Annotated in this window: 19 protein-coding genes; 8 read left to right on the top strand and 11 right to left on the bottom strand. The window is 64.2% G+C overall.

The window, feature by feature from the left end; genetic code table 11:
• Positions 1-7 precede the first annotated feature (7 nt).
• Complete coding sequence (locus FQ705_RS13015; protein ID WP_144141378.1) at positions 8-841, bottom strand: IclR family transcriptional regulator; 834 nt, start codon at positions 839-841, stop codon at positions 8-10.
• A gap of 101 nt (positions 842-942) precedes the next feature.
• Between FQ705_RS13015 and FQ705_RS13010 the strand changes: the two genes are divergently transcribed.
• Positions 943-2,103 (top strand): alpha-hydroxy acid oxidase, encoded by a 1,161-nt coding sequence (locus FQ705_RS13010; protein ID WP_144141376.1) that lies wholly within the window; start codon positions 943-945, stop codon positions 2,101-2,103.
• Between the two features lie 92 nt (positions 2,104-2,195).
• Here FQ705_RS13010 and ilvD read toward each other — a convergent pair whose 3' ends face one another.
• The 5 genes from ilvD to FQ705_RS12985 all read right to left on the bottom strand — a co-directional run bounded on the left by ilvD (position 2,196) and on the right by FQ705_RS12985 (position 8,948).
• Positions 2,196-4,055, bottom strand: coding sequence for a dihydroxy-acid dehydratase (gene ilvD, locus FQ705_RS13005; protein WP_144141374.1), 1,860 nt, complete (start codon positions 4,053-4,055; stop codon positions 2,196-2,198).
• Between the two features lie 149 nt (positions 4,056-4,204).
• Positions 4,205-4,627 carry an NUDIX hydrolase gene (locus FQ705_RS13000; protein WP_144141372.1) on the bottom strand — a complete coding sequence of 141 codons (423 nt, stop codon included), beginning with the start codon at positions 4,625-4,627 and terminating at the stop codon, positions 4,205-4,207.
• A gap of 19 nt (positions 4,628-4,646) precedes the next feature.
• Positions 4,647-5,948 (bottom strand): UDP-N-acetylglucosamine 1-carboxyvinyltransferase, encoded by a 1,302-nt coding sequence (locus FQ705_RS12995; RefSeq protein WP_144141370.1) that lies wholly within the window; start codon positions 5,946-5,948, stop codon positions 4,647-4,649.
• Positions 5,949-6,082: 134 nt separating this feature from the next.
• On the bottom strand, positions 6,083-7,837 hold the full coding sequence (locus tag FQ705_RS12990; protein ID WP_144141368.1) for a methyl-accepting chemotaxis protein: 1,755 nt from the start codon (positions 7,835-7,837) through the stop codon (positions 6,083-6,085).
• 184 nt (positions 7,838-8,021) lie between these two features.
• Complete coding sequence (locus FQ705_RS12985; RefSeq protein ID WP_144141366.1) at positions 8,022-8,948, bottom strand: LysR family transcriptional regulator; 927 nt, start codon at positions 8,946-8,948, stop codon at positions 8,022-8,024.
• Positions 8,949-9,048: 100 nt separating this feature from the next.
• Between FQ705_RS12985 and FQ705_RS12980 the strand changes: the two genes are divergently transcribed.
• On the top strand, positions 9,049-10,476 hold the full coding sequence (locus FQ705_RS12980; protein ID WP_144141364.1) for an aldehyde dehydrogenase family protein: 1,428 nt from the start codon (positions 9,049-9,051) through the stop codon (positions 10,474-10,476).
• Here FQ705_RS12980 and FQ705_RS12975 read toward each other — a convergent pair.
• A complete protein-coding gene (locus FQ705_RS12975) occupies positions 10,426-12,060 on the bottom strand; it encodes a methyl-accepting chemotaxis protein (RefSeq protein WP_144141362.1) in 1,635 nt (544 codons plus the stop codon). The two genes, FQ705_RS12980 and FQ705_RS12975, sit on opposite strands and share 51 nt — an antisense overlap.
• Before the next feature lie 249 nt (positions 12,061-12,309).
• On the opposite strand from FQ705_RS12975, the gene FQ705_RS12970 reads away from it, so the two are divergent.
• Positions 12,310-12,513, top strand: coding sequence for a hypothetical protein (locus FQ705_RS12970; protein ID WP_144141360.1), 204 nt, complete (start codon positions 12,310-12,312; stop codon positions 12,511-12,513).
• Between the two features lie 86 nt (positions 12,514-12,599).
• Here the strand turns inward: FQ705_RS12970 and FQ705_RS12965 are convergent, their stop codons facing one another.
• The 4 genes from FQ705_RS12965 to msrB form a co-directional block, all read right to left on the bottom strand.
• Positions 12,600-14,525: a potassium transporter Kup gene (locus FQ705_RS12965; RefSeq protein WP_409934697.1), complete on the bottom strand. Its 1,926-nt coding sequence runs from the start codon at positions 14,523-14,525 to the stop codon at positions 12,600-12,602.
• Between the two features lie 239 nt (positions 14,526-14,764).
• Complete coding sequence (gene msrA, locus FQ705_RS12960) at positions 14,765-15,505, bottom strand: peptide-methionine (S)-S-oxide reductase MsrA (protein ID WP_144141358.1); 741 nt, start codon at positions 15,503-15,505, stop codon at positions 14,765-14,767.
• Between the two features lie 46 nt (positions 15,506-15,551).
• Positions 15,552-17,414, bottom strand: coding sequence for a cytochrome c biogenesis protein DipZ (locus FQ705_RS12955; RefSeq protein ID WP_144141356.1), 1,863 nt, complete (start codon positions 17,412-17,414; stop codon positions 15,552-15,554).
• A gap of 45 nt (positions 17,415-17,459) precedes the next feature.
• A complete protein-coding gene (msrB, locus tag FQ705_RS12950) occupies positions 17,460-17,981 on the bottom strand; it encodes a peptide-methionine (R)-S-oxide reductase MsrB (RefSeq protein WP_144141354.1) in 522 nt (173 codons plus the stop codon).
• Positions 17,982-18,210: 229 nt separating this feature from the next.
• On the opposite strand from msrB, the gene FQ705_RS12945 reads away from it, so the two are divergent.
• The 5 genes from FQ705_RS12945 (at position 18,211) to FQ705_RS12925 (ending at position 24,726) form a co-directional block, all read left to right on the top strand.
• Positions 18,211-18,957 (top strand): response regulator transcription factor, encoded by a 747-nt coding sequence (locus tag FQ705_RS12945; protein WP_144141352.1) that lies wholly within the window; start codon positions 18,211-18,213, stop codon positions 18,955-18,957.
• Complete coding sequence (locus FQ705_RS12940; RefSeq protein ID WP_144141350.1) at positions 18,954-20,447, top strand: sensor histidine kinase; 1,494 nt, start codon at positions 18,954-18,956, stop codon at positions 20,445-20,447. The genes FQ705_RS12945 and FQ705_RS12940 overlap by 4 nt, the downstream gene beginning before the upstream one ends.
• Before the next feature lie 384 nt (positions 20,448-20,831).
• Positions 20,832-21,566, top strand: a complete 735-nt coding sequence (locus FQ705_RS12935; RefSeq protein WP_144141348.1) for a gluconate 2-dehydrogenase subunit 3 family protein — start codon at positions 20,832-20,834, stop codon at positions 21,564-21,566.
• Complete coding sequence (locus FQ705_RS12930; protein WP_144141346.1) at positions 21,566-23,344, top strand: GMC family oxidoreductase; 1,779 nt, start codon at positions 21,566-21,568, stop codon at positions 23,342-23,344. The genes FQ705_RS12935 and FQ705_RS12930 overlap by 1 nt, the downstream gene beginning before the upstream one ends.
• Positions 23,341-24,726: a c-type cytochrome gene (locus FQ705_RS12925; RefSeq protein ID WP_144141344.1), complete on the top strand. Its 1,386-nt coding sequence runs from the start codon at positions 23,341-23,343 to the stop codon at positions 24,724-24,726. The genes FQ705_RS12930 and FQ705_RS12925 overlap by 4 nt, the downstream gene beginning before the upstream one ends.
• Positions 24,727-24,740: the final 14 nt, after the last annotated feature.

Here is a 24,740-nt window from a genome sequence, read left to right as displayed (position 1 = left end):
CAGCGCTTTAGCGCGAGTAGCCCGAGAGCCGCGATTTGGAAATCGACGTCGCGGCCACCTGCACGTGTTGCGCGAGTTCGGCTTCCACGCGTTCACGCGACCAGCGCGAGGTCGGCACCGAAATATTGATCGCGGCGACCCCCATGCCGCCGTGATCCGTGACCGGTGCAGCGACCGAAATATCGCCGAGCACGGTTTCGTTTTCGATCACCGCGTAGCCGCGCCGCGCCACCTTGCGAACGCGTTCGAGCAGCTTGTCGGGATTGGTTTCGGTGTAGTGCGTGAGCGGGTCGAGCCGGGTTTGCGCGAGGATTTCGCGCACGCGCTCGTCGGACAGACGCGACAGGATCGCGATGCCTGCCGCCGTGAACATGGCAGGCAAACGGGCGCCGACCACGATGTCGATGTTGACCAGATGCTGCCCGGGAAAGCGCGCGACGAACACGATTTCGTGACCGTCGAGTTCGAGCAGATTGGTGGTCTCGCCCAGACGGCGGCTGATGTCCAGCAGATACGGCGAGGCCTTGTCGATGAGCTCGTTGGCGCGTACGTAGTTGTATGAGAACTGCAGCACCTTGGTGGTGAGACCGTAGTTGCGCGTGTCGGGCACACGGTAGAGATAGCCGAGCGTTTCGAGCGTGTGCACGAGTCGTTGCGTGGCGCTGCGATCGAGTCCGGACGCGCGTGCGATATCGACGAGCGTCATGTGCCGGCTGGGACCGTCGAAAGCATGCAGCACCTGAAAGGCTTTTTCGGTCGAGCCGACGAAAAGCGACGAACGGGACGCTTCCGGACTGGCTGTCTTCTCCGCCTTGGGCGTGCGTGCGGTGCGTTCTGACATGGTGGTATCAGGTTGTTCAACGTTTATCGGATTGCGCCTGGTTCAATTGTAATGCGATTGATTCGCACCGTTGAAGTCAATTCGATGCATCCGGAGCATTCATGCTTTCCTGTGTTGCCGATTACCGCATCGCCGCGCGCAAACGTCTGCCGCGTCTGGCCTTCGACTATCTCGACGGCGGCGCCGAAGACGGCGATGCGTTGCGCCGCAATACCGACGCTTACCGGCAATGGCTCTTCAAACCGCGTGTGATGACCGATGTGTCGCAATGTTCGATCGCCACACGGTTTTTCGAACGGGAGGCGGCGGCCCCGCTGATCGTCGGGCCGACCGGGCTCAACGGACTCTTCTGGCCGTGCGCAGACGAGTTGCTCGCGCAGGCGGCGAGTCGCGCGGGCTTGCCCTTCGTGCTGTCGACGGCGTCGACTTCGCTGCTCGAAGACGTGCGCGCCGCTGCGCCCGGCGCCGACCTGTGGATGCAGTTGTACGTCCAGCAGGACCGCGGCATCGCCGAGAATCTGATGCGCCGGGCGAGTGTCGCCGGCTTTTCGACGCTCGTCCTCACGGTCGACGTGCCGGTTCACGGCAAACGCGACCATGACACCCGCAATGGTTTCGCGCTGCCCTTGCGCGTGTCGCGCCGCTTGCTGGCCGACTGTCTCCGGCATCCGCACTGGTGCTGGCAGATGGCGCGATACGGCGCGCCGCAGTTGAAGAACATCGCGCAAAGCGTCGGCGAGCGCGCCGATCTGTCCCGCCATGCAGCGATGCTCAGTCGGCAGATGGATCTGACGCTTGGGTGGACGGATCTCGAATGGGTGCGTCGCCACTGGAGCGGCAAGCTGATCGTCAAGGGCGTTCAGGGCCACGAGGACGCGCTGCTTGCGGCCGCTCACGGCGCCGACGGAATCGTGCTGTCGAACCACGGCGGGCGGCAATTGGGCAGCACCCTGTCGCCGCTCGAACTGTTGCCGTCGATCGCCGACGAGGTCGGCCATCGATTGAGTATTTACGTCGACGGCGGCATCCGCCGCGGCAGCGATGCGTTGAAAGCGGTCGCGTTAGGCGCGCGAGGCGTGCTGCTCGGACGCGCGCCGCTGTATGGTCTCGCGTCGCGAGGCGGCGCCGGCGTGACCGACGTGCTTGCGTTGATGATGAACGAGATGCAGATCACCCTGCGGCTGCTCGGCTGCAACGCACTGGCGCAGCTTGGCCCGCGCTGCGTTGAACGCGCGCCGCTTCATCATGGAAGCGAGGACTGAGGCGCGAATCCGAAAGACTCGTTGCACGAAAAAAAGGCCGCTCAAAAGAGCGGCCTTCTTCACAGCGGACGGGCACGCAGCCCGCCGCAGGTTCAGTCTTCCAGCAGCGACAGGTCGCGCACTGCGCCCTTATCCGCCGACATCACCAGCTTGGCATACGCCTTCAGCGCCGCCGACACCTTGCGCGGACGCGGCTGGGCCGGCTTCCAGCCCTTGGCGTTCTGCTCCTCGCGACGACGCGCCAGTTCCTCGTCGGACACCAGCACGTTGATCGTGCGATTGGGGATGTCGATGCGGATCTTGTCGCCGTCGCGCACGAGACCAATCGCGCCGCCCGCCGCCGCTTCCGGCGAGCAGTGACCGATGGACAGGCCCGAGGTGCCGCCCGAGAAGCGCCCGTCGGTCAGCAACGCACAGGCTTTACCCAGACCCTTCGACTTGATGTAGCTCGTCGGGTAGAGCATTTCCTGCATGCCGGGGCCGCCCTTCGGACCTTCGTAGCGCACGATCACCACGTCGCCGGCCTTGACCTTGTCGTTGAGGATGTTCTCGACCGCTTCGTCCTGCGATTCCGTGACGTGCGCCGTGCCTTCGAACACCAGAATGCTTTCGTCCACGCCGGCCGTCTTCACCACGCAGCCATCCAGCGCGATGTTGCCCGTCAGCACGCCCAGGCCGCCTTCCTTCGAGAACGCGTGTTCATAGGAGCGGATGCAGCCCTCGGCACGATCGGTGTCCAGGCTCGGCCAGCGCGCGTTCTGGCTGAACGCCACCTGCGTCGGCACGCCGCCCGGACCGGCCATGTAGAAGGTCCGCACGGCTTCGTCCTGGGTGCGCACGATGTCCCACTGATCCAGCGCGTCCTTGAGCGTCGCGGTGTGCACCGTGGGCACGTCGGTGTGCAGCTTGCCGGCGCGGTCCAGCTCGCCGAGGATCGCCATGATGCCGCCCGCGCGATGCACGTCTTCGATGTGGTATTTGTTGGTGTTTGGGGCCACCTTGCACAACTGCGGCACGATGCGCGACAGGCGGTCGATGTCGGTCATGGTGAAGTCGATCTCCGCTTCGCGGGCGATTGCCAGCAGGTGCAGGATCGTGTTGGTCGAGCCGCCCATGGCGATGTCGAGCGTCATCGCGTTTTCGAAGGCCTTGAAGCCGACCGCGCGCGGCAGCACCGAGGCCTCTTCCTGCTCGTAGTACTTGTGAGCGAGTTCGACGATGCGGCGGCCGGCGCGCTTGAAGAGCTGCTCGCGGTCCGCATGCGTGGCCACCACCGTGCCGTTGCCGGGCAGCGAAAGACCGAGTGCTTCGGTCAGGCAGTTCATCGAATTGGCGGTGAACATGCCCGAGCACGAACCGCAGGTCGGGCAGGCGGAACGTTCCACTTCGGCGACGTCGGCGTCGGAATAGCGCTCGTCGGCGGCAATCACCATCGCGTCGACCAGATCGAGCTTCTTGAACTCGATGGTGCCGGTCTGCGGGTTCGCCAGGCGCGTCTTGCCGGCTTCCATCGGACCGCCGGACACGAAGATCACGGGGATGTTGAGCCGCATCGCGGCCATCAGCATGCCGGGGGTGATCTTGTCGCAATTGGAGATGCACACCATGGCGTCGGCGCAGTGCGCGTTGACCATGTATTCCACCGAATCGGCGATGATGTCGCGGCTCGGCAGCGAGTACAGCATGCCGTCGTGACCCATGGCGATGCCGTCATCGACCGCGATGGTGTTGAACTCTTTGGCTACGCCACCCGCGGCTTCGATCTCGCGCGCGACGAGCTGACCCAGGTCCTTCAGGTGGACGTGGCCGGGCACGAACTGGGTGAACGAATTGACCACCGCGATGATCGGCTTGGAGAAGTCTTCGTCTTTCATGCCGGTGGCGCGCCACAGGGAGCGCGCCCCCGCCATGTTGCGGCCGGCGGTGGAGGTTTTGGAACGGTATGCGGGCATTGTGGTTGCTGATTAAATATCGCCGAAAGGAAGCGGGCCACGGGAATAAAGGCCCCTCGCGCGCCCGTGCGAGCAACCTTTTGAGCCGCGCTCCGGGCAAACTCCGCGATTATCCCACAGGCCTTCGAGGCGGGTGGCTCAGGCCGGCGTCAAGGTCGAGCGGGCACCGGCGGCTTCGGCGGCGAGAGCGGATCGTCGGCCTGGTGAGCCCGGATGTGCTCGAAGAACAGCTCCACGATGCCGTGCGTCGGCACGCTGGCAGAGAGCGTCGCGATCTTGACGGGCGCGAACCAGCGGCACTTCGCGATTTCGTTGCTGGGCTGCGGCTGCGCGTGCGGCGCGAGGTCGGCAAAAAAGACGTGGTGGATCGTGTTGAAGCCGGAGAACTGGAACAGATACATGATCTGATCCGCGACGAGCGTGGTCTCCTCTTCCAGTTCGCGCAACGCCGCCTCGTGCGGCGCTTCGTCCCGATGAATCCGGCCGCCGGGCAGTGCCCAGCGCGAGCGTGCCCGGGCAACCAGCAGGATGCGGTCGTCGCGCACGCATAGAACGGTTGCCCTGTCTTTCATGCGGCCTCTGCCGGACGGTTCACTCACTACTTGTCCACTCGACGTTCGCCCCCACCGAGCGCAGATTCTCCACGAACCGTGGATGCGCCCGGCGAATCGGCAGTGCATTCATGATCTCCGAGCGCCCTTCGATACTCGCGGCGACCATCAGCAGGGCAATCGCCACGCGAATGATGTACGGGCTCTCGACTCGTGCCGGACTCAGGGGCAGTCCCCCGAAGGTAATCAGGCGATGCGGGTCCGACAAAAACACATGCGCGCCGAACTTGGAAAGTTCGACCGACCAGCCCATCGCGCCGTCGTAGACCTTGTTCCAGAACATGGCGCTGCCTTCGGCTTTCACGCCGAGTGCAATGAAGATGGGCAGCAGATCGACCGGCAGATACGGCCACGGGGCCGCTTCCACCTTGGTGAGGATATTCTGCGTGAACGGTCGCTGCACCCGCAGCGGACCCTGCCGTACGGCGCGCGACCAGCCGTCGCGGTGCACCACCTGCACGCCGAACTTCGCGAAGGTCCGGTCGATGAGCGGGAACTGCTCGGGCGCCGTGTTTCGCACGACGATGTCGCCGCCGGTGATCGCGCCGAGTGCCAGAAACGTGGCGATCTCGTGAAAGTCTTCGCTGAAACGGAACTCGCCGCCACCGAGCTTGCGTCCGCCTTCGACCGTCAAACGCGAAGTGCCGATGCCGTCGATCGCAACGCCCAGCATGGCCAGAAAGCGGCAAAACTCCTGCACGTGCGGCTCGGACGCCGCATTGACGAGGCTCGAGGTGCCGTTCGCCGATGCCGCGCACAGCACGAAGTTTTCGGTAGTGGTGACCGACGCGTAGTCCAGCCAGTGATGGTTCGCCTGCATCTGTCCACCGGCGCGCACCACCAGCGAATCCGCCGTGCGCTCGACGCTGGCGCCGAAACGCTCGAACACTTCGACGTGCGGGTCGATCTCGCGCACGCCGAGCGTGCAGCCCTTCACGTCGTTCTCCAGCCGCGCTACGCCGAAACGCGCCAGCAAGGGCGGCACGAGCATGATCGACGAGCGCATCTCCTCAGGCAGTTTGTGCGCGACCGGATCGAACGTGGTCGCGTGATGATGCAGTTCGAGCATGCCGGTCGCGAAGTCCATCGAGACCCGGCTGCCCAGCGTGCGAAAGATATCGAGGATTTTCCTGACGTCGGTGATATCAGGCACGCCGACCAGACGCAGGGGCTGGTCGGTCAGCAACGTGGCGCAAAGAATGGGGAGGACAGCGTTCTTGTTGGCGGACGGCGCGATCTCGCCGCGCAAAGGGAGACCGCCGTGCACGATCAGGTTCGACATGTTCGAAAAGAGGCTCGCGGGTTGGAAAACGAGGCCTCTATGATGCCATCGGATGCGGGACTTCAGGGCGTGACACTGCGTCCTTTAACGTGGGAGCGCATCGAGTCGAGCAGTCCGCGCGCGGACTGCTGCGTTCAGAACGTCTCCCAGTCCGCGGTGGCATCCGCGGTCGGCGCAACGACCGCGGCCTTGGCGTGGCTCCCGGCGCTCGCGGCGCGCGTCGTCTCCGGCTTCGTCGCGGCAGGACGCGGCGCGCGAACCTTCGGCGCCGCTGTCGCCACCACGCTACGCGGCTTGCTCACGCGTTCGACCGCGAGGGCGGCCGACGATCTGGCACCCTCGACCTTGAAGAACGACACCGTCTCACGCAACGCCCGCGCCTGATGCGCCATCGACTGCGCCGCCGCCGAGGCCTCTTCGACCAGGGCTGCGTTTTGCTGGGTCACCTGATCCATCTGGCTGACCGCCTGGCTGACCTGCTCGATGCCCTGGCTCTGTTCCGCCGACGCCGAGGAGATCTCGCCGACGATGTCGGTCACGCGCTTCACGGCACCGACGATTTCGTTGATCGTGCGGCCCGCTTCCTCCACCAGTTTCGAACCCGCTTCCACACGGCCGACCGAGTCGCCGATCAGGTCCTTGATCTCGCGTGCCGCCGTGGCGCTGCGCTGCGCGAGCGTGCGGACTTCGCCGGCCACGACTGCGAAACCTCGCCCCTGTTCACCGGCACGCGCCGCTTCGACCGCGGCGTTGAGCGCAAGAATATTGGTCTGGAACGCGATGCCCTCGATGACCGAAATGATCTCGGACATCTTGGCCGAACTGCCGGAGATCTCCTGCATCGTCTCGACCACGCGGCCCACCACTTCGCCGCCGCGCACCGCCACTCCCGAGGCCGTACCGGCCAGCGTCGCCGCCTGTCTGGCGTTGTCGGTGTTGTGACGGACCGTGGCGGTCAACTCTTCCATGCTCGACGCGGTTTCTTCGAGCGAGGCGGCCTGCTCTTCCGTACGGCTCGACAGATCGAGATTGCCTTGTGCAATCTCGCTGCTGGCGGTCGCCACGCCTTCGGCGTTCTCGCGTACTTCGATGACCACGCGCGACAGGCTGTCACGCATGGCCTTGAGCGACGCCATCAGGCTGGTGGTGTCGCCGGCGCGCAGGTCGACATCCACACCCAGATCGCCGTTGGCGATCTGCTTGCAGACCTCGGCCGCGTGATCGGGCTCGCCACCCAGGCTCGTGCGGATGCTGCGGATCAGCAACATGATCCCGAGCGACAACACCGCGGTCACGATCGTCGCGAGCAGCAGATCGCGCAGGAGTGCCGCGTAGAACACCTGATCGATATCGTCGACATACACGCCCGTGAAAACGTGCCAGTCCCAGTCGGCGACGAATTCGCTGGCGGAAATCTTGCGCGCGGGCGTGTCGCTGCCCGGCTTGGGCCACACGTATTCGCTGAAGTGATTGCCACCCGGCGATGAGCTTTTGACGATCTCGGCCGCCACGTGCGTGCCGTTCGGATCGACCAGGTTCGCCTGCGACTTGCCCTCGAGTTCCGGCTTGGGCGGCACGAGCAGCCCCACCACGTTCGAGTCGTAGATGCCGAAATAACCACTGCGGTCCGCGCCGTAGCGCAGCACGCGCAGCGTTTCGAGCGCCTGATGTTTTGCTTCGTCGACCGGCAAGGTATGGTCGGCGGCTTTCTTCTGGTAGAAGGCAATCACGCCGAGCGCGGTGTCCACTTCCTGGGACAGCATGCTCTTGCGCTGTTCGAGCATATCGCCCCGGCTAAACCACGCGCTCGTGACGACGAGCACACCAAGGCCAAACCAGAGCAGCGTCAGAATGCTCCAGAGCTTCTGGTTCAAGGTCAATCGCTTCATTTATGCCGGTCTCATCGATGGGATTCGTTCCTCGATTACGGCAAATGCTGGCAGAACTTAAGCAAAAAGGATATTTCCCGCGCCGTACAACGCCCGTTATGCCGCCGCAATTGTGCCGCGTGAGTTCACGCGCGGCGGCCAGCGCGCCATGCGCGGCGAGGTGCGCGGTCGGCGAGCGGCACGGTCACTGAACAGGCCGGGTTCGCCGCTTGACCCGCCGTGCGTCGGCTTGCTCGCGAATCATCTCGATGAGCGCACGCAAGCCCGCCGGCACATGGCGGCGGCCTGGGTAATACAGGCACAGGCCGTCGAGCGGCGGCGTCCAGGCTTCCAGCACGCGCACCAGCGTGCCGGCTTGCAGATCCGCCGCCGCATTCCATTCGCTCAGATACGCCAGACCGAGACCGGCCCGCGCGGCTTGAAGCGTCATCGCGGGTTCGTCGAGCATCAGCGCGCCTTTGACGTCGACCCGCAGCGCCTCGCCGCGCCGCTCGAACTCCCACTGGTAAATCGCGCCGCTGGGCATGCGCATGCGGACGCACTCGTGAGCGAGCAGATCGCCGGGGTTGCGCGGCGGTTTGCGCCGCTCGAAATAGGCCGGGCTGCCGACCACGGCAAAGCGCTGCATATCGCCGAACGGCACCGCGATCATCTCCTGCGGCACCGTTTCGGCGAGGCGAACGCCCGCATCGAAACCGTCCGCGACGATATCGATCAGCTTGCCCTCGGTGACGATATCGAGTTTCATCTCGGGATAGCGCTGCAGGAAATCGATGAAGAGCGCCATCACCTGCCTGCCCGCGCCCGCCGACGTATTGATGCGCAACGTGCCCGACACGGTGTCGCGAAAGCTGCCGGCCCGCTCGATCGCCATGCGGATGGAGGACAGCGCGGGCGCGACGCTCTCGACGAATTGCGCGCCGGCTTCCGACAGCGACACGCTGCGGGTCGTGCGATTGAAGAGGCGCACGCCAATGCGCCGCTCCAGCCCGGCCACCGCATGGCTGAGCGCCGAAGTGGACACGCCGAGTTCCGTCGCCGCCGCGCGAAAGTTACGATGCCGCGCCACCGCCAGCACCGCTTCCAGTTCACCCAGACCCGATGTTTTCATTGTCCCGAATTATTCAATGAATCATGCGCGATTGTACGGCTAGTCAGCGCAATGCCGTCGGCTTATCGTGTGTCGACCGGAACCGCTTTGGGAGCGAACCATGCAGGACATCGACACGATTTATATCGACGGCGCCTTCGTCACGCCGCACGGCGAGGAACGCTATGATCTCTTCAACCCCGCCACCGAACAGGTAATCGGCCGCGTGCGGCTGGCCGACGCGCAAGATGCCGACCTCGCGATCGCCGCCGCGAAGCGCGCCTTTCCGGCATTTTCACGCACCAGCAAGCGCGAACGCATCGACATGCTGAAGCGGATGCACGCAGCGGTACTCGCACGAGAGGACGAACTTTTCGAGGCGATCACCGAAGAATATGGCGCGCCGGTGTCGCGCGGCCGCTGGATGGCGAAGCATGCGAGCGCGGTGCTGCTCGAAGCGGCCAAGGTGCTGCAAGACTTTGCGTTCACGCGCCGTGCGGGTACGGCGGATGTCGTGATGCAGCCGCTCGGCGTCGCCGGGCTGATTACACCCTGGAACAGCGATGCCGGCTTTATCTGCGGCAAGCTTGCCGCCGCGTTGGCCGCAGGCTGTACCGCCGTGATCAAGCCGAGCGAAATGAGCGCGATGCAGACACGTGTCGTCACCGAAGCATTGCATGAGGCGGGCTTGCCGCCGGGCGTGTTCAACATCGTCACCGGACGCGGCGACACCGTCGGCGCGCGCATCAGTGCCCACCCCGATGTCGCCAAGCTGTCGTTCACCGGCTCGACGGCGGTCGGCAAGACGATACTGCGCAGCGCGGCCGATACGCTCAAGCGCGTCACACTCGAACTCGGCGGCAAGTCGCCCGCAATCGTGCTCGACGATGCGGACTTCGACGTGGTCGTCCCGCTCGTGATTCAGGCCGGCTTCATGAATAGCGGCCAGGCCTGCATTGCCGGGACGCGGATTCTCGTGCCGCAACACCGGCTCGACGAATTCGAAGCGCGCATCAGTGAGGAAGTGTCACGCACGCAAGCGGGCGATCCACGCGATCCGCAAACCGTGGTCGGGCCGATGGTCAGTCAGAAACAATGGGAGCGTGTGCAGCGCTATATTCGCCTGGGCATCGACGAAGGCGCGCGTTTGATTGCCGGCGGCGCAGGCAGGCCGGAAGGGGTCGGCGCAGGCTGGTTCGTGCGTCCGACCGTCTTCAGCGGCGTCTCCAACGACATGACGATTGCGCGCGAAGAAATCTTCGGCCCTGTGCTGTCGATCATCACGTACCGCGACACCGACGAGGCCATCGCCATCGCTAACGACACCCCTTACGGCTTGCAGGCGTATGTCTTCTCAGCCGACCCGGCGCGGGCGAGCGAAGTCGCGGCGCGTATCGACGCCGGCCGCGTCCTCGTCAACACGCTCGCGCACGAGCCGGCTGCACCGTTCGGCGGCTTCAAGCAGTCGGGCATCGGCCGCGAGTACGGTGCCTACGGACTAGAGGCTTTTCTGGAGCCGAAGGCCGTGCTGGGCGCGCGGCGCGACTGAAGCACGCGCCGGGTCCTGGGCGCGGCGCCCGGCGGGCAGCTTGAATACGGCGACCAGTTCGCGCAGCGAAGCCGACTGCGCGGCCATGGACTGCGCCGCCGCCGACGCCTCTTCGACCAGCGCCGCATTCTGTTGCGTGACCTGATCCATCTGCGCGATCGCCACGTTCACCTGCTCGATACCGGTGTGCTGCTCGCCCGATGCCGCACTGATCTCGCCCATCAGATCGGACACCTGACCCACAGCCTGCACGATTTCACCCATCGTGCGGCCCGCCTCGTCGACGAGCGCCGTGCCGCTGTTCACGCGTTCGACCGACTGGCTGATCAGATCCTTGATCTCCTTCGCCGCTGCCGCACTACGTTGCGCGAGCGTTCGCACTTCACCCGCGACAACCGCGAAACCGCGACCCTGTTCGCCCGCGCGCGCCGCTTCGACCGCTGCGTTGAGGGCGAGAATGTTGGTCTGGAACGCGATCCCCTCGATCACCGAAATGATCTGGGCGACCTGCTGCGAGCTGGCCGAGATATCGCTCATAGTATCGACCACCCGGCCCACCACGGCACCGCCGCGCGCCGCCGTTTCCGAAGCCCGCGCCGCCAGCGCATTGCCCTGGTTGGCGTTTTCGGCGTTCTGTTTGACGGTGGCCGTGAGCTCTTCCATGCTCGCCGCCGTTTCTTCCAGCGACGCCGCCTGCTCTTCCGTGCGTTGACTCAGATCGGTGTTGCCCGCGGCAATTTCCGCCGAGCCGGTGGCAATGCCCTCGCTGCTGGACGTCACGCGGCTAACGGTGTCGAGCAGACGTTCGTTCATATTGCGCAGCGCGCCGAGCAACTGCGCCAGTTCATCGCCACCCGTCACCTCGATTACCGCCGTGAGATCGCCGCGCGCGACTGTTTCCGCGACATCGACCGAGCGGCGCAGCGGACCCGTGATCGAGCGCGTGATGAACACGGCGATCGCGCCGCCGGAAAGCAAGGCAAGCGCCACCAGTAACAGCGTCCACATGCGTGCACTCTCGAATGCGGTCTGCGCAACGCCGACTTCCTGCGTCGAACCCGTGTGATTCAGCTTGATGTCGTCGTCGATAAACGCGAGCGTCGCGGTGAAGCGTTTGGACCCTTCGAGGGACGCCAACTGACGGGCTTCAGCGACATTGCTTTCGCCGCCGTCCAGCAGTTTTTCGAGCTTCGCGTCCGTTTCCAGATAGCTCGCCCACGACGATTTGATGCCGTCGTCGAAACGCTGTTCTTCCGGCGACGAGACGAGTTTCGCGTAGTCGTTCATCGCCGACGCGAAACCGGCAACGGCGGCGGCGTGTTGCGCGCGCAGCGCGCGCGTTTCTTCGGCGTCGGTCGTCAGCAACTCACGCAGCGACAAACGGCGTACGTCGTCCGCCTGGGTGCGAATGTTCCCGAGACTTTCGATACTGGGCAGCCAGTTGTCGGCGATCTCGCGGGTGCCGTCGAATATGCGTGAAGCTTCGATCAGGCCGATGCCACCCACCGCGCACAGCAGCAGTAACACGATTGCAAAGCCCGCACCGAGACGGGGGCCGATTTTGAGGTTGCTGACGAAAGCCATGAAATACCTGCGTGTTTTGATACCCGTCTTAACGACGCACCGATGCAGGTTCTGAAACGAAGTTTCAAATATGACAAATAGCCGACGACCATCCTACGGCTGTAAGCACTCAAGTCGAGCCGTCACGGTGCCGTTATAGAGCGGTGAGAAGACGGCGCGGATTCATCGATCGGGGCGAAGCGCAGAGCGGGCAACGACGCGCCATTCTTCACGCGAGATCAGCACCCATAGAAAAGGGAAGTCAGAGTCATGTCAGTCACGCTTCATGTCGAGTATCAGTATTGCCAGCATGGTAAGAAAACGGTCCAGAAAGGCAGCGATCTGGTCACCGTGCCGGAGAACACCAATAGCGCGATCCTCGCGGTCCTGAGGTTGCTGCATCCGCACTGGGAAGGCATCAAGGTGCTCGCCGTATCGGATGCGCCCGCGCCGGAAACAGCCAATCGTTCCTAACCGGCAGTGGCGGCAACCGTAGCCCGGTTGCCGGTCTCTCGCCGCTTCGTCACGCGGGCGCTCGCCGGATAAGATTGACTTCGACGTCAGATTTCCACGCGCGCGCCCAACTCGATCACGCGGTTGGCCGGCAGCTTGAGATACGCCGCGACATTGCCGACGTTGTGCAACATCACCGAGAACAGTCGCTCGCGCCACATCGCCATGCCGCTGTCGCGCGTGGGCACGAGGGTCGCGCGGCTGAGGAAGTAAGACGTCTCCGCAGCCTCGAACGTGAGCCCTTCGGCCTTGCAGATCTGCAGTGCGCACGGCAGATCGACTTCGTCCATGAAACCGTAGTTGATCGTGATCTGATAGCACTCCGCGTCCAGCCGATGCACGTTGACCCGCTCGCTCGCGGGAACCCACGGCACTTCTTCGTTATTCACCGTGACGAAAACGACGCGTTTGTGCAGCACGCGGTTGTGCATCAGATTGTTGATCAGCGAATGCGGCACACCATCCGGGTCGGGCGACAGAAAAATCGCCGTGCCTTTCACCCTGATCGGCGAGCCGGCCAGCAGCGTCGCCAGATAGGGTTTGAGCGGCATGGTGCCGGCTCGCACGCGAGCTTCGGCGCGCATCATCTCCCAGCCCTTTCCCCAGGTCGCCATGATCGTGTAGATGATCAACCCGACCAGTAGCGGGAACCAGCCGCCTTGCACGATCTTCAGCAGATTCGCCGAGAAGAACGCGGCATCGATCACGAAGAAGAACACCGTGGCCACCACGCAGAGCAACCAGTTGTAATGCCACGCGTAGCGAATCACGAAGAACGTCAGGATCGTCGTGATCAGCATCGTCCCGGTGACGGCGATACCGTACGCGGAGCCGAGTGCCGTGGACGAACCGAAGCCGAGCACGGCCGCCACCACCGCGACCAGCAGCGTCCAGTTGATACCGGGCACATAGATCTGCCCCATTTCTCTTTCCGATGTGTAGACGACGCTCATACGCGGCAGAAAGCCGAGTTGCATGGCCTGCTTCGTCATCGAGTACGTGCCCGAGATAACGGCTTGCGAGGCGATCACGGTTGCGATCGTCGCCAGCACGATCATCGGATACAGCGCCCATGCGGGAAACATCCGGTAGAAAGGATTTTGCAGCGCGCCCGGCTCGGCCAGCAACAACGCGCCCTGCCCCAGATAATTCAACGCGAGGGCCGGAAACACGAGGCCGAACCAGGTCCAGCGAATCGGTCTCGCGCCGAAATGGCCCATGTCGGCATACAGCGCTTCGGCGCCGGTGAGCGACAGCACGACCGCGCCCAATGCAACGAATGCGAGCCACCGGTGATGCAGGCAGAATGCGAGCCCCGTGAACGGATTGAGTGCGACCAGGATCGCGGGTGAGCGCATCATGTTGACGAGGCCCGCCGCGGCCAGCACGATGAACCAGAGCACCATCACGGGCCCGAATACCGCGCCGATACCGGCCGTGCCGCGCTTCTGCATGAGAAACAGCGTCACCAGCGCGACGAGGGTCACGGGGATCACGCAGGTCTTCAGAATCGGCGCGGCGACCTCCAGCCCTTCGACCGCGCTCAGCACCGAGATGGCCGGCGTAATCACGCTGTCGCCATAGAACAGGGCCGCGCCCATGATGCCCACGCCCAGCAGGGTTCGACGCAGTCGCGGCCGCGTCGCCACGGAAGACGCGGCCAGCGCCAGCAGCGCCATGATGCCGCCTTCGCCGTGATTGTTGGCACGCAGGATCAGCGTGACGTATTTGAGCGAGACCACGACGATCAGCGACCAGACGATCAGCGAGACGATGCCGACGATATTCAGCGCATTGAGCGCGAGGCCGTTGGCCGGGTCGAACACGGTTTGCAGCGTATAGAGCGGACTGGTGCCGATGTCGCCATACACCACACCCAGGGCCGCGAGCGCGAGTGCGGGCATCGCCGGACCGCGATGTCCGCGCCCGCCGTGTTCGCCCGCATCGGGCACGGCGGAAACTGACTGGCTCATGTCTCGCTCCAGTTTGACGCTCTCGCGATACGGCACACGGAGCGAATCTTACTTTTTCAGCGTTTCATTGCTTTCATGGGGACCGCATCGACATGCGCCGATGCGTCACGCACGATTGTTCTGATGTTTTGCGTGCTTCACTGCAAGCAGACGCGATCTGCCCGCAGCGGGACAGATCGGGTGCCACTGATTCACGATATACCATCGGCATGGCGTACAGAAGGAATAGTGCTCAGTCGTCAGGACTGGCCGACTTTCAGCAGGACCGGATCGGTGCGATAAAGCTCCGGGAACACCCGCTTCAGTTCGCTCACCTTCGGCATATCGTTGATCGCGATATACGGGTAGTCGGGATGGAGCGCGAGGAAATTCTGGTGATAGTTTTCCGCCGGATAGAAGCCCTTGAAGTTCTCCACCTTGGTGACGACCGGCCCCGAAAACACATGCGCGTGATCCAGTTGCGCGATATACGACTGCGCGATGGTCCGCTGCGACGGATTCACCGGAAAGATCGCCGAGCGGTACTGCGTGCCGTGGTCGGGACCCTGGTAGTTCAGTTCGGTCGGATCGTGAACCACCGAGAAGAAGATCTGCAACAGGCGTCCATACGTGATCTGCGTCGGATCGTAAGTGATCTGCACCGACTCGGCATGACCGGTGTCGCCATCGCTCACGGTTTCGTATTGCGCCGTGCTGGCCGCGCCGCCCGTATAGCCCGAGGCGACCTGCTTGACGCCGCGCACATGCTCGAATACGCCTTGAACGCCCCAGAAGCAGCCGCCTGCAAATACGGCGGTTTCGTTGTGCGTCGCGCCGACGCTCTCGTCCTGAACGGGGAGCGGAATCCTGGTGGCTCCCTCCGCCGAATGCGCGAAGCGTTGCGCGGCAAACACGCTCGCCGCGATCGCCACACAACCCGCGAGTTTGACGACGGACGAGCGCCCGCTCCAGAAAGCCTGCGTGCCAGATTTCGTGTGCATGATATCGATCCTTCAAACGTTGATTGATTCGTTGCCCCGGCCTGGTTCAGCCGAAGGTAAATGCAAAGGCCTGCACACCCGGGTCGAGAAACTCGATCGAGAAGGTGTGATCCTCGACCTCGCCGCTTTGCCGCACCAGTTGATAGAGACGCTGTCCGGTCACGGTGCCGCTGCCGTCGGCGGTGACATCGCTGCCATGCGCGGCGCCCGGTGCGGCGCCGTCGACGCTCACGCGAAACCGCACCGGCTTGCCGTCCTTGCCCGGGCCCAGCACCAGATGCAGGTCGCGCGCATGGAAGCGGTAGACGATGCGTCCCGAGGCGGCTTCGAGGGTGGCGTGCTCGGCGCCGACATGCCACGTACCGGCCAGCCCCCAATCGTTGACGGCGGGCTGGGACGGCGCCGCATACGTATGCGACTTGTCCTCGGCTTGGCCGCCCGGCGAGGAAAAATTCTCCGCCCGCTCGTAGCCGACGTAGGTTTCCGGCGATTGCATATCGGCGTTGTCGGCGGCCGCCTGGACACCTTGCGCGCCCATGTCCTGCACGCCGATGGCGATCTTCGATGCGTCGGTATGGCCCGCTTCGGTCAGCAATTGCTGGATCACTTTTTCGGACTCCGCGTAGTCGCCTTCACCGAAGTGGTGGTAGCGGATCTGACCTTTCGCGTCGACGAAATAATGCGCGGGCCAGTACTGGTTATTCAGCGCGCGCCAGATCGCATAGTTGTTGTCGATCGCAACCGGATAGTCGACGCCGAGGTCGTGCGTGGCCTTCTTCACGTTGTCGATATTGCGTTCGAAGGCGAATTCCGGTGCGTGCACACCGATCACCACCAGCCCCTGATCCTTGTACTTCTGCGCCCATGCCTTGACGTACGGGAGCGAACGCAGGCAGTTGATACACGAGTAAGTCCAGAAGTCGATCAGCACGACCTTGCCGCGCAGGTCCTGGGTCGTCAGCGGCGCGGAGTTGAGCCATTGAACCGCGCCGTTCAGCGGCGGCAACGTACCTTCCACCGGCAGCGGCGCGGGCGAGCCGGGTGTGACCTGGGAGGCGCGCATCATCGAGCCGGACCCCGTAGCGGCACCGCCGCTCGAGTCCGCTGCCGGCTGTACCACCGGGTTGGCCGACATCATCGCGTCGCCGTTTGCCGCATCGGGCGCCGCGTTAACGGCAGGCTTTTTGGGCGACAGCGAGTCGACCAGCTTCTGTTCGAGACCGCCCGTGGCCACCGTCGAGACGCTTGCCAGCACGCCGGTGTCGAAACCCAGCGCGATCGCGACCACCCCGCACAGCATGGCCGCACCGATGCCACGGCGAATCCATTCGCCGGCGCCGAGCGAGCGCTTCATCGCCGTCAACACCTTGCCGCCGATCAGCAACGCCACGGCCAGCGACGTCGCCGCGCCCGCCGCATAAGCGGCCAGCAGCAAAGTCGTGCCGACGCTGGCGCCGCGCAGCGCCGCGCCGGTCAGCACGAGGCCGAGAATCGGGCCGGCGCAAGGCGCCCACAACAGACCGGTGGCGATCCCCAACAGAAACGACGAACCCGCCCGGACCTGCTGGCCATCGGCCTGGGCGAAATTCGACAGGCGATTGCCGGCGCTAACCAGCGGACGCATCAGATGATCGGCGAACCGTGGGAACAGCAACGTCAGGCCGAATACGGCGAGCAGGGCAATGGCGATCCAGCGGCCATACTGATTGGCCTGCGTGACCCAGCCGCCGCCCACCGCCGCGAACGTCGCGACGATCGCGAACGTCAATGCCATGCCCGCCAGCAAGGGCAAACCGCTGCGCACGAAAGGCTGGTCCGCGCGGGCGAACACAAAGGGCAGCACCGGCAGGATGCACGGACTCAGAATCGTGAGGGCGCCGCCAAGATAGGCAAGAACGATGAGTAGCATGACTGTTCCGACGTTCAGGTAATGCGTGACAGGGAGAAGGCGGGCTCAGGCGGCAGCCGGCGTGAAGTTCATGGCGAGACCGTTCATGCAGTAACGCAGGCCGGTCGGCTGCGGGCCGTCGTCGAAAACATGGCCAAGATGGCCGCCGCAACGCCGGCAATGCACTTCCGTGCGGGTCATGCCGAACGAGCCGTCCTCGCGGGTGACGACCGCGTGATCGAGCGGTGCGTAGAAACTCGGCCAGCCCGTGTGACTGTCGAACTTGGTGCGCGCCGCGAACAGGTCGAGCCGGCAGCCGGCGCACCCGAACGTGCCTTTGCGATGCTCGTCGTTCAACGGACTCGTGTACGGCCGCTCGGTGCCTTCCTGACGGAGTACGTCATACTGGGCCGGGCTCAGCAACTGCCGCCATTGCTGGTCGGTATGCGTGACCTCGAAACTTTCAGCCGGCTTGCCGGCCACCGGCTGAGCCGCCTGCGCGGTGGACAGCGGACGCCAGCGGGCCGCCGCGGCCAACGCGGCGAGCGACGCCGCGCTCGAAAAAAGGAAGCGCCTTCTGCTTTGCATGATGACCCCTTCACTGGGAGGTTGCGGGAAAGTGGTCACATCCTAGTGCGCGGGCGGTGTCGAAGTCCTCACGAAAAGTTAAATTAAATGTGATAACTCGCTGCCCGAAAATTTTGCACAATGGCGCAACGCGCCGGTTTGCCGCCGGCGCGGGATTTCGGCGCTGCCCCTCTGCGCGATCCCCGCTCAACCCACTGAAGCACGCTCCATCACGCACCTGACGCCCTCTATGGACCATCCCAAGCGCATCCTGATCGTCGAAGACGATGTCGATATCGCCAACGTGCTGAGCCTCCATCTGCGCGACGAGCGCTACGAGGTCGTGCACAGCGCCGACGGCAACGAGGGACTGCGCCTGCTCGAACAGGGCGGCTGGGACGCGCTGATTCTCGACCTGATGCTGCCGGGCGTGGACGGCCTGGAAATCTGCCGGCGTGCCCGCGCGATGACACGCTACACGCCGATCATCATCACCAGCGCGCGCTCGAGCGAGGTGCACCGGATTCTCGGCCTCGAACTCGGCGCCGACGACTACCTGGCCAAGCCGTTCTCCGTGCTCGAACTGGTGGCGCGCGTCAAAGCCTTGTTACGCCGTGTGGATGCGATGGCTAAAGACTCGCGCATCGACGCGGGCAATCTGCAGATCGCCGGGCTGAGCATCGATCCGCTGACGCGCGAGGCCGCCGTCGAAGGCCGGCCCATCGAACTGACGCCGCGTGAATTCGACCTGCTGTATTACTTCGCGCAGCATCCCGGCAAGGTGTTTTCGCGGATGGACCTGCTGAACGCCGTATGGGGCTACCAGCACGAAGGCTACGAGCACACGGTCAATACCCACATCAACCGGCTGCGGGCCAAGATCGAAACCGATCCGGCCCAGCCCGAACGCATCCTGACGGTGTGGGGTCGCGGCTATAAACTCGCCGTGCCCGGCGAGGCACCGCTCGCGGCCGGCACACGCAAGGACATGCCGTGAATCTGACGCTCACCCAACGGCTCTCGATCGTTTTCTCCGCCCTGCTGCTGGCATGCTGCGGCGCGTCTGCCATGTTGCAGATCCGCTCCAGCGATCTGCATGAAAAAGAGGTCGTGCAAAGCCTCTCGAAGGATCTCGCCAACCACATCGCGCATCGCACGACCCTGATGGATGCGAACGGCCTGCGCCCCGACGCCGTGCGGCAACTGTTCGGCCAGCTGATGATGGTGAATCCGAGCGTCGAGGTCTATCTGCTCGACAACCAGGGCCGCATCCAGGGCGACGACGCGCCCGCGGGTCACGTCAAACGCGATCAGGTGGATCTCACGCCGGTTCGCCGCTTCATCGTCGGCGACACCTTGCCGATCCTCGGCGACGATCCGCGCAGTGTCGACGGCAAAAAAGTGTTCAGCGCCGCCCCGCTGCAAATGAACGGGCAGCCGCCGTCGGGCTATATCTACGTGGTCCTGCTCGGCGAAGAGCACGACGCGCTCGCCGCGCGGGTCGCCGCCAGTTCGGTGCTGCGCACCACCTTGTGGTCGATGGCGCTGGTGGCGCTGCTGGGCCTGCTGGCGGGGTTGACGGCGTTTGGCCTGATTACGCGTCCGCTGCGCCGCCTGACCGGCGCCATGCGTCGCTTCGACGCCGACGGCGAGCCCGACACACAGCCGGTCGTGCCGCGTTCGACGCCCAACACCCGGGGCGACGAAATCGCCGTGCTGGAGGCCACCTTCGCGCAGATGGCCGGGCGTATCGGCGAACAATGGCGCGCGCTGCGGCGCCAGGACCAGCAGCGTCGCGAGTTGATCGCCAATATTTCGCACGATCTGCGCACGCCGCTGACCTCCCTGCATGGCTACCTCGAAACGCTCGCACTGAAGGCCGACACGCTCGGCGAGGCCGAACGCAAACGCTATCTGGCGATCGCGCTCGCGCAGAGCGTCAAGGTAGGCCGGCTTGCGCAATCGCTCTTCGAACTGGCGCGACTCGAACACGGCAACGTGCAACCCGCGCTCGAGCAATTCTCACTGGTCGATCTCGTGCAGGACGTGTTCCAGAAATTCGAATTGCCCGCTGAAGCGCGGCACATCGAGTTGCGGGCCGGTATCCCGCCGCGCCTGCCGAACGTCAACGCCGATCTCGGCATGATCGAGCGTGTGCTCACGAATCTGCTCGACAACGCGATTCGCCATACGCCGGCAGAAGGATCGATCGAAGTCGATCTCGCGAATAAGGACGGCAAGGTATCGGTCACCGTGAGCGACACCGGTTCCGGCATTCCAGCCGAACTGCGTGACGGCCTGTTCGAGCGCCCTTTCAGTTCGGGCGGCGCGCACCGTGGCGGCGGTCTCGGTTTGCTGATCGTGCAGCGCATGCTGCAGTTGCATCACACGCAGATTCGTCTCGTCGAACACGCGGGCAAAGGCACGACCTTCTACTTCGAGTTGCCGACCGCCACGCAACCGAGTGTCGCGGGCTTGCCGCTTTGATGGTCGAGCCGGCGCCGTGACAACGGCGCCGGGTTGCATCAGCGGGGCATCTCGGCGTGGGTCTGTGGGTCGGTGGGTCTGCGTCGCAGCGGATTGCGCCGCACCGCCCGCCGCGCAGTCAAGCGTCCTTCCGCCAAAAGTCGTCGCTTTTTCGCATCACTCGCTCACAGTTGGGCGGCCTCGCCATCCGCTTCGCTGCGCCGCTCGATCGCTTTGATTCAAAAGAGCTTTTCCGGGAATTGCGACATTTCACCACTTCCGGAAACAGCTTATTGTAAAATTCCGGAAAGACTTTGGAACCGGTTCCATTTACGATGGCGCCGACGTACCAACGACAAGTTTTCAGGAGCACACTGAGCGCTCCCACCCGGTAAACAGAACCCCATGTCCCAATCCCCACTCAGCTCTCGCCGCGGCTTTCTGCGCACGGCCATCGCGCTGGTTCCGGCCGGCACGCTCGCCGGCTGCGAAGTGAAGCCATCGTCGACCACGGCCACCGCCGGTTCGGGCGAAAGCCCATCGGCGGCCCGTGCAAGCGGCGTCGACTACAAGCCGACTTTCTTCGACGCAAAGGAATGGGCGTTCATCCATGCTGCCGTGGACCGTCTGATTCCCGCCGATAGCGAAGGCCCCGGCGCGCTGGATGCAGGCGTGCCCGAATTCATCGATCGTCAGATGGAGACGCCGTATGCGCACGGCGCGCTCTGGTACATGCAAGGACCGTTCGCGCAAGGCGTGCCCGAGCTCGGCTATCAGCTGAAGCTCGTGCCGCGCGATCTGTACCGGCTCGGCATCGCGTCGGTCAATGCGTACAGCGTGAAGACCTACGGCCACGCCTTCGACGCCCTCGACGCGCCGACCCGCGACACCGTGCTCGGCGCGCTGGAAAACGACAGGATCGAACTCGCCGATGTGCCGGCCAATGTGTTCTTTGCGCAGCTGCTACAGAACACCCGCGAAGGCTACTTCAGCGACCCGATCCACGGCGGCAATCGCGACATGGGCAGCTGGAAAATGATCGGCTTCCCGGGCGCGCGCGCCGATTTCATGGACTTCGTCAATCAGAACGGCGCGGCCTACCCGTATGGCCCCGTGTCGATCGAAGGAAAGCGCACCTGATGTCCAACCAGACCAAACCGCACGTCGACGCGGTCATCGTCGGCTTCGGCTGGACCGGGGCAATCCTGGCGAAGGAACTCACCGAGGCCGGTCTGAACGTGGTCGCGCTCGAGCGCGGCGAGTATCGCGACACCTATCCGGACGGCGCGTATCCGAACACCATCGACGAACTGACCTACAACGTCCGCAAGAAGCTGTTCCTCGATCTCTCGAAGACCACGGTTTCGATCCGTCACGACGTCACGCAAACCGCGTTGCCCTATCGGCAGCTCGCGGCGTTTCTGCCGGGCGAAGGTGTCGGCGGCGCGGGCCTGCACTGGTCGGGCGTGCATTTCCGCATCACGCCAGAGGAGCTGCGCCTGCGCAGCCATTACGAAGAACGCTACGGCAAGAAGTTCATTCCCGAAGGCATGACGATCCAGGATTACGGCGTCAGCTACGAAGAACTCGAGCCTCATTTCGACTTCGCCGAAAAAGTGTTCGGCACTTCGGGGCAGGCCTACAAGGTCGACGGCAAGGTGGTCGGCGACGGCAATGTGTTCGAAGCGCCGCGCAGCGATAATTTTCCGCTTGCCGCGCAGTTGAACACCTATTCCGCCGAGCGTTTCGGCAAGGCCGCCAGCGAACTCGGCCTGCACCCGTACCGTTTGCCTTCGGCGAATACCTCGGGTCCGTACACGAATCCGTACGGCGTGCAGATGGGCCCGTGCAATTTCTGCGGCTTCTGCAGCGGCTACGCGTGCTACATGTATTCGAAGGCGTCGCCGAACCTGAACATTCTGCCCGCGCTGAAACCGTTGCCGAATTTCGAATTGCGTTCGCGTTGCCACGTGCTGCGCGTCGAACTCGACGACACGAAAAAGCGCGCCAGGGGCGTGACCTATGTCGATCCGGCGGGCAACGAAGTGTTCCAGCCTGCCGATCTCGTGATCGTTGCGGCATTCCAGTATCACAACGTGCATCTGCTGCTGCTCTCGGGCATCGGCAAGCCGTATGATCCGCTCTCGGGCGAAGGCGTGGTCGGCCGCAATTTCGCATACCAGAACCTCTCGACCATCACGGCGTTCTTCGACAAGGACACCTTCACCAATCCGTTCATCGGTGCGGGCGGCAACGGCGTCGCGGTGGACGACTTCAACGCCGACAACTTCGATCACGGGCCGCTCGGTTTCGTCGGCGGCTCGCCGTTGTGGGTGAACCAGGCGGGCACCAAGCCGGTGAGCGGTATCGCCACGCCGGCCGGCACGCCGAACTGGGGCTCGGACTGGAAGAAGTCCGTGAAGGACCACTACGCGCATACCATTTCGATGGACGCGCACGGTTCCAACATGTCGTACCGCGATGTGTTCCTCGATCTCGATCCGACTTATCGCGATTCGTACGGCCAGCCGCTGTTGCGCATGACCTTCGACTGGAAGGACAACGACATCAGGATGGCCCGCTACGTGACCGGTCAGATGCACAGGATCGCACAGCAGATGGGACCCAAAGCGATCAACGTCTACACGCGCGAATTCGGCGCGCACTTCGATTCGCGTCGCTATCAGACCACTCACCTCGTCGGTGGCGCGGTGATGGGCACCGATCCGAAAACCAGCGTGCTGAATCGCTATCTGCAAAGCTGGGACGTACACAACGTATTCGTGATGGGCGCATCCGCGTTTCCGCAGGGCATCGGCTACAACCCGACCGGCCTCGTCGCGGCGCTGGCTTACTGGTCGGCGAAAGCGATTCGCGAGCAGTATTTGAAGAACCCCGGGCCGCTGGTGAGCGCATGAAGAAGATCGATATCCAACGCCTCGCGCGGGCACTCAAACGTGCGGGCGCGGCTTCGTTGTGCGCGGCTGCCACCCTGAGCGCGCCGCTCGCCGTGAAGGCCGCAACCCCAGCTGCTGCCGGAACGCAAGCGCAAGCACAATCCGATGCGGCGCTGATTGCCCACGGCGAATACCTCGCGCGCGCCGGCGACTGTATCGCCTGTCACTCGACGCCTTCGGGCAAACCGTTCGCGGGCGGCCTGAAGTTCGACACGCCGATCGGCGCGATCTACTCGACCAACATCACGCCGGATCGCAACACCGGCATCGGCGCGTGGACGTTCGCGCAGTTCGACCGCGCGGTGCGAGCCGGCGTGAAGCCGAATGGCGACACGCTATATCCGGCCATGCCGTACCCGTCGTATGCGCGTTTGAGTGAAGCCGACATGCACGCGCTGTATGCGTACTTTTCGCACGGCGTCGCGCCGGTTGCTCAGGGCAATCGCGCGGTCGATATCGTCTGGCCGCTGTCGATGCGCTGGCCGCTCGGCATCTGGCGGCACATGTTCGCGCCGGCGCCGGCCACGTTCGACGCGCAGCACTACAGCGATCCGGTAGTTGCACGCGGCGCCTATCTCGTGCAAGGGCTCGGCCACTGCGGTGCGTGCCACACGCCACGCGCGGTAACGATGCAGGAGCACGCGTTGAGCGATCTCGACGGCACGCAGTTTCTCGCCGGCGGTGCGCCGATCGACGGCTGGGTTCCGTCGAGCCTGCGCGGCAATCCACGCACCGGCATCGGCACGTGGACCGAGGCCGATCTCGTGCAGTTCCTGAAGACCGGACGCACACAACATAGCGCGGCCTTCGGCGGCATGACCGACGTCGTGCAGCACAGCATGCAGCACATGAGCGACGCCGATCTCACTGCGATCGCGCGTTATCTGAAGACGTTGCCGTCGAACGATCCGCAGGAAACACCGTACGTGTACGACGACACGGCCGCCCGCGCGTTGCGCACCGGCGACGCCAATGCGCCCGGCGCGGCGGTCTATCGCGACAGCTGCACGGCCTGCCACCGTAGCGACGGCCACGGCTACAACCGCGTGTTCCCGGCACTCGGCGGCAACCCTGTGGTGCAGGGTAAGGACCCGACCTCGCTGATTCACGTGATGCTCACCGGCAACACGCTCGAAGGCACGAAGACGGCGCCCTCCTCGTTCACGATGCCGGCATTCGGCTGGCGGCTGAACGATCAGGAAGTCGCGGATGTGACGAACTTCGTGCGCACCAGTTGGGGCAACACCGGCTCGACCGTCAGCGCCGCCGATGTCGCGAAGGTCCGCAAGACCGTCACGGTGCATGCGCCCGAGATGCCGCCGGGGGCGTCGCTGAGTCACTGAGCGCTGAGTCACTG

It is taken from the genome of Paraburkholderia sp. BCC1884, from assembly GCF_900996225.1.
GTDB lineage: Bacteria > Pseudomonadota > Gammaproteobacteria > Burkholderiales > Burkholderiaceae > Paraburkholderia.
Note: the sequence above shows the minus strand (reverse complement) of the source record. Positions and strands in the feature narration are given on the sequence as shown.

Bases quoted from the DNA above. Each gene is read 5' to 3' on its own strand.
- FQ705_RS13015 (WP_144141378.1), bottom strand. From the start codon at position 841: ATGTCAGAACGCACCGCACGCACGCCCAAGGCGGAGAAGACAGCCAGT.
- FQ705_RS13010 (WP_144141376.1), top strand. From the start codon at position 943: ATGCTTTCCTGTGTTGCCGATTACCGCATCGCCGCGCGCAAACGTCTG.
- ilvD (WP_144141374.1), bottom strand. From the start codon at position 4,055: ATGCCCGCATACCGTTCCAAAACCTCCACCGCCGGCCGCAACATGGCG.
- FQ705_RS13000 (WP_144141372.1), bottom strand. From the start codon at position 4,627: ATGAAAGACAGGGCAACCGTTCTATGCGTGCGCGACGACCGCATCCTG.
- FQ705_RS12995 (WP_144141370.1), bottom strand. From the start codon at position 5,948: ATGTCGAACCTGATCGTGCACGGCGGTCTCCCTTTGCGCGGCGAGATC.
- FQ705_RS12990 (WP_144141368.1), bottom strand. From the start codon at position 7,837: ATGAAGCGATTGACCTTGAACCAGAAGCTCTGGAGCATTCTGACGCTG.
- FQ705_RS12985 (WP_144141366.1), bottom strand. From the start codon at position 8,948: ATGAAAACATCGGGTCTGGGTGAACTGGAAGCGGTGCTGGCGGTGGCG.
- FQ705_RS12980 (WP_144141364.1), top strand. From the start codon at position 9,049: ATGCAGGACATCGACACGATTTATATCGACGGCGCCTTCGTCACGCCG.
- FQ705_RS12975 (WP_144141362.1), bottom strand. From the start codon at position 12,060: ATGGCTTTCGTCAGCAACCTCAAAATCGGCCCCCGTCTCGGTGCGGGC.
- FQ705_RS12970 (WP_144141360.1), top strand. From the start codon at position 12,310: ATGTCAGTCACGCTTCATGTCGAGTATCAGTATTGCCAGCATGGTAAG.
- FQ705_RS12965 (WP_409934697.1), bottom strand. From the start codon at position 14,525: ATGAGCCAGTCAGTTTCCGCCGTGCCCGATGCGGGCGAACACGGCGGG.
- msrA (WP_144141358.1), bottom strand. From the start codon at position 15,505: ATGCACACGAAATCTGGCACGCAGGCTTTCTGGAGCGGGCGCTCGTCC.
- FQ705_RS12955 (WP_144141356.1), bottom strand. From the start codon at position 17,414: ATGCTACTCATCGTTCTTGCCTATCTTGGCGGCGCCCTCACGATTCTG.
- msrB (WP_144141354.1), bottom strand. From the start codon at position 17,981: ATGCAAAGCAGAAGGCGCTTCCTTTTTTCGAGCGCGGCGTCGCTCGCC.
- FQ705_RS12945 (WP_144141352.1), top strand. From the start codon at position 18,211: ATGGACCATCCCAAGCGCATCCTGATCGTCGAAGACGATGTCGATATC.
- FQ705_RS12935 (WP_144141348.1), top strand. From the start codon at position 20,832: ATGTCCCAATCCCCACTCAGCTCTCGCCGCGGCTTTCTGCGCACGGCC.
- FQ705_RS12930 (WP_144141346.1), top strand. From the start codon at position 21,566: ATGTCCAACCAGACCAAACCGCACGTCGACGCGGTCATCGTCGGCTTC.
- FQ705_RS12925 (WP_144141344.1), top strand. From the start codon at position 23,341: ATGAAGAAGATCGATATCCAACGCCTCGCGCGGGCACTCAAACGTGCG.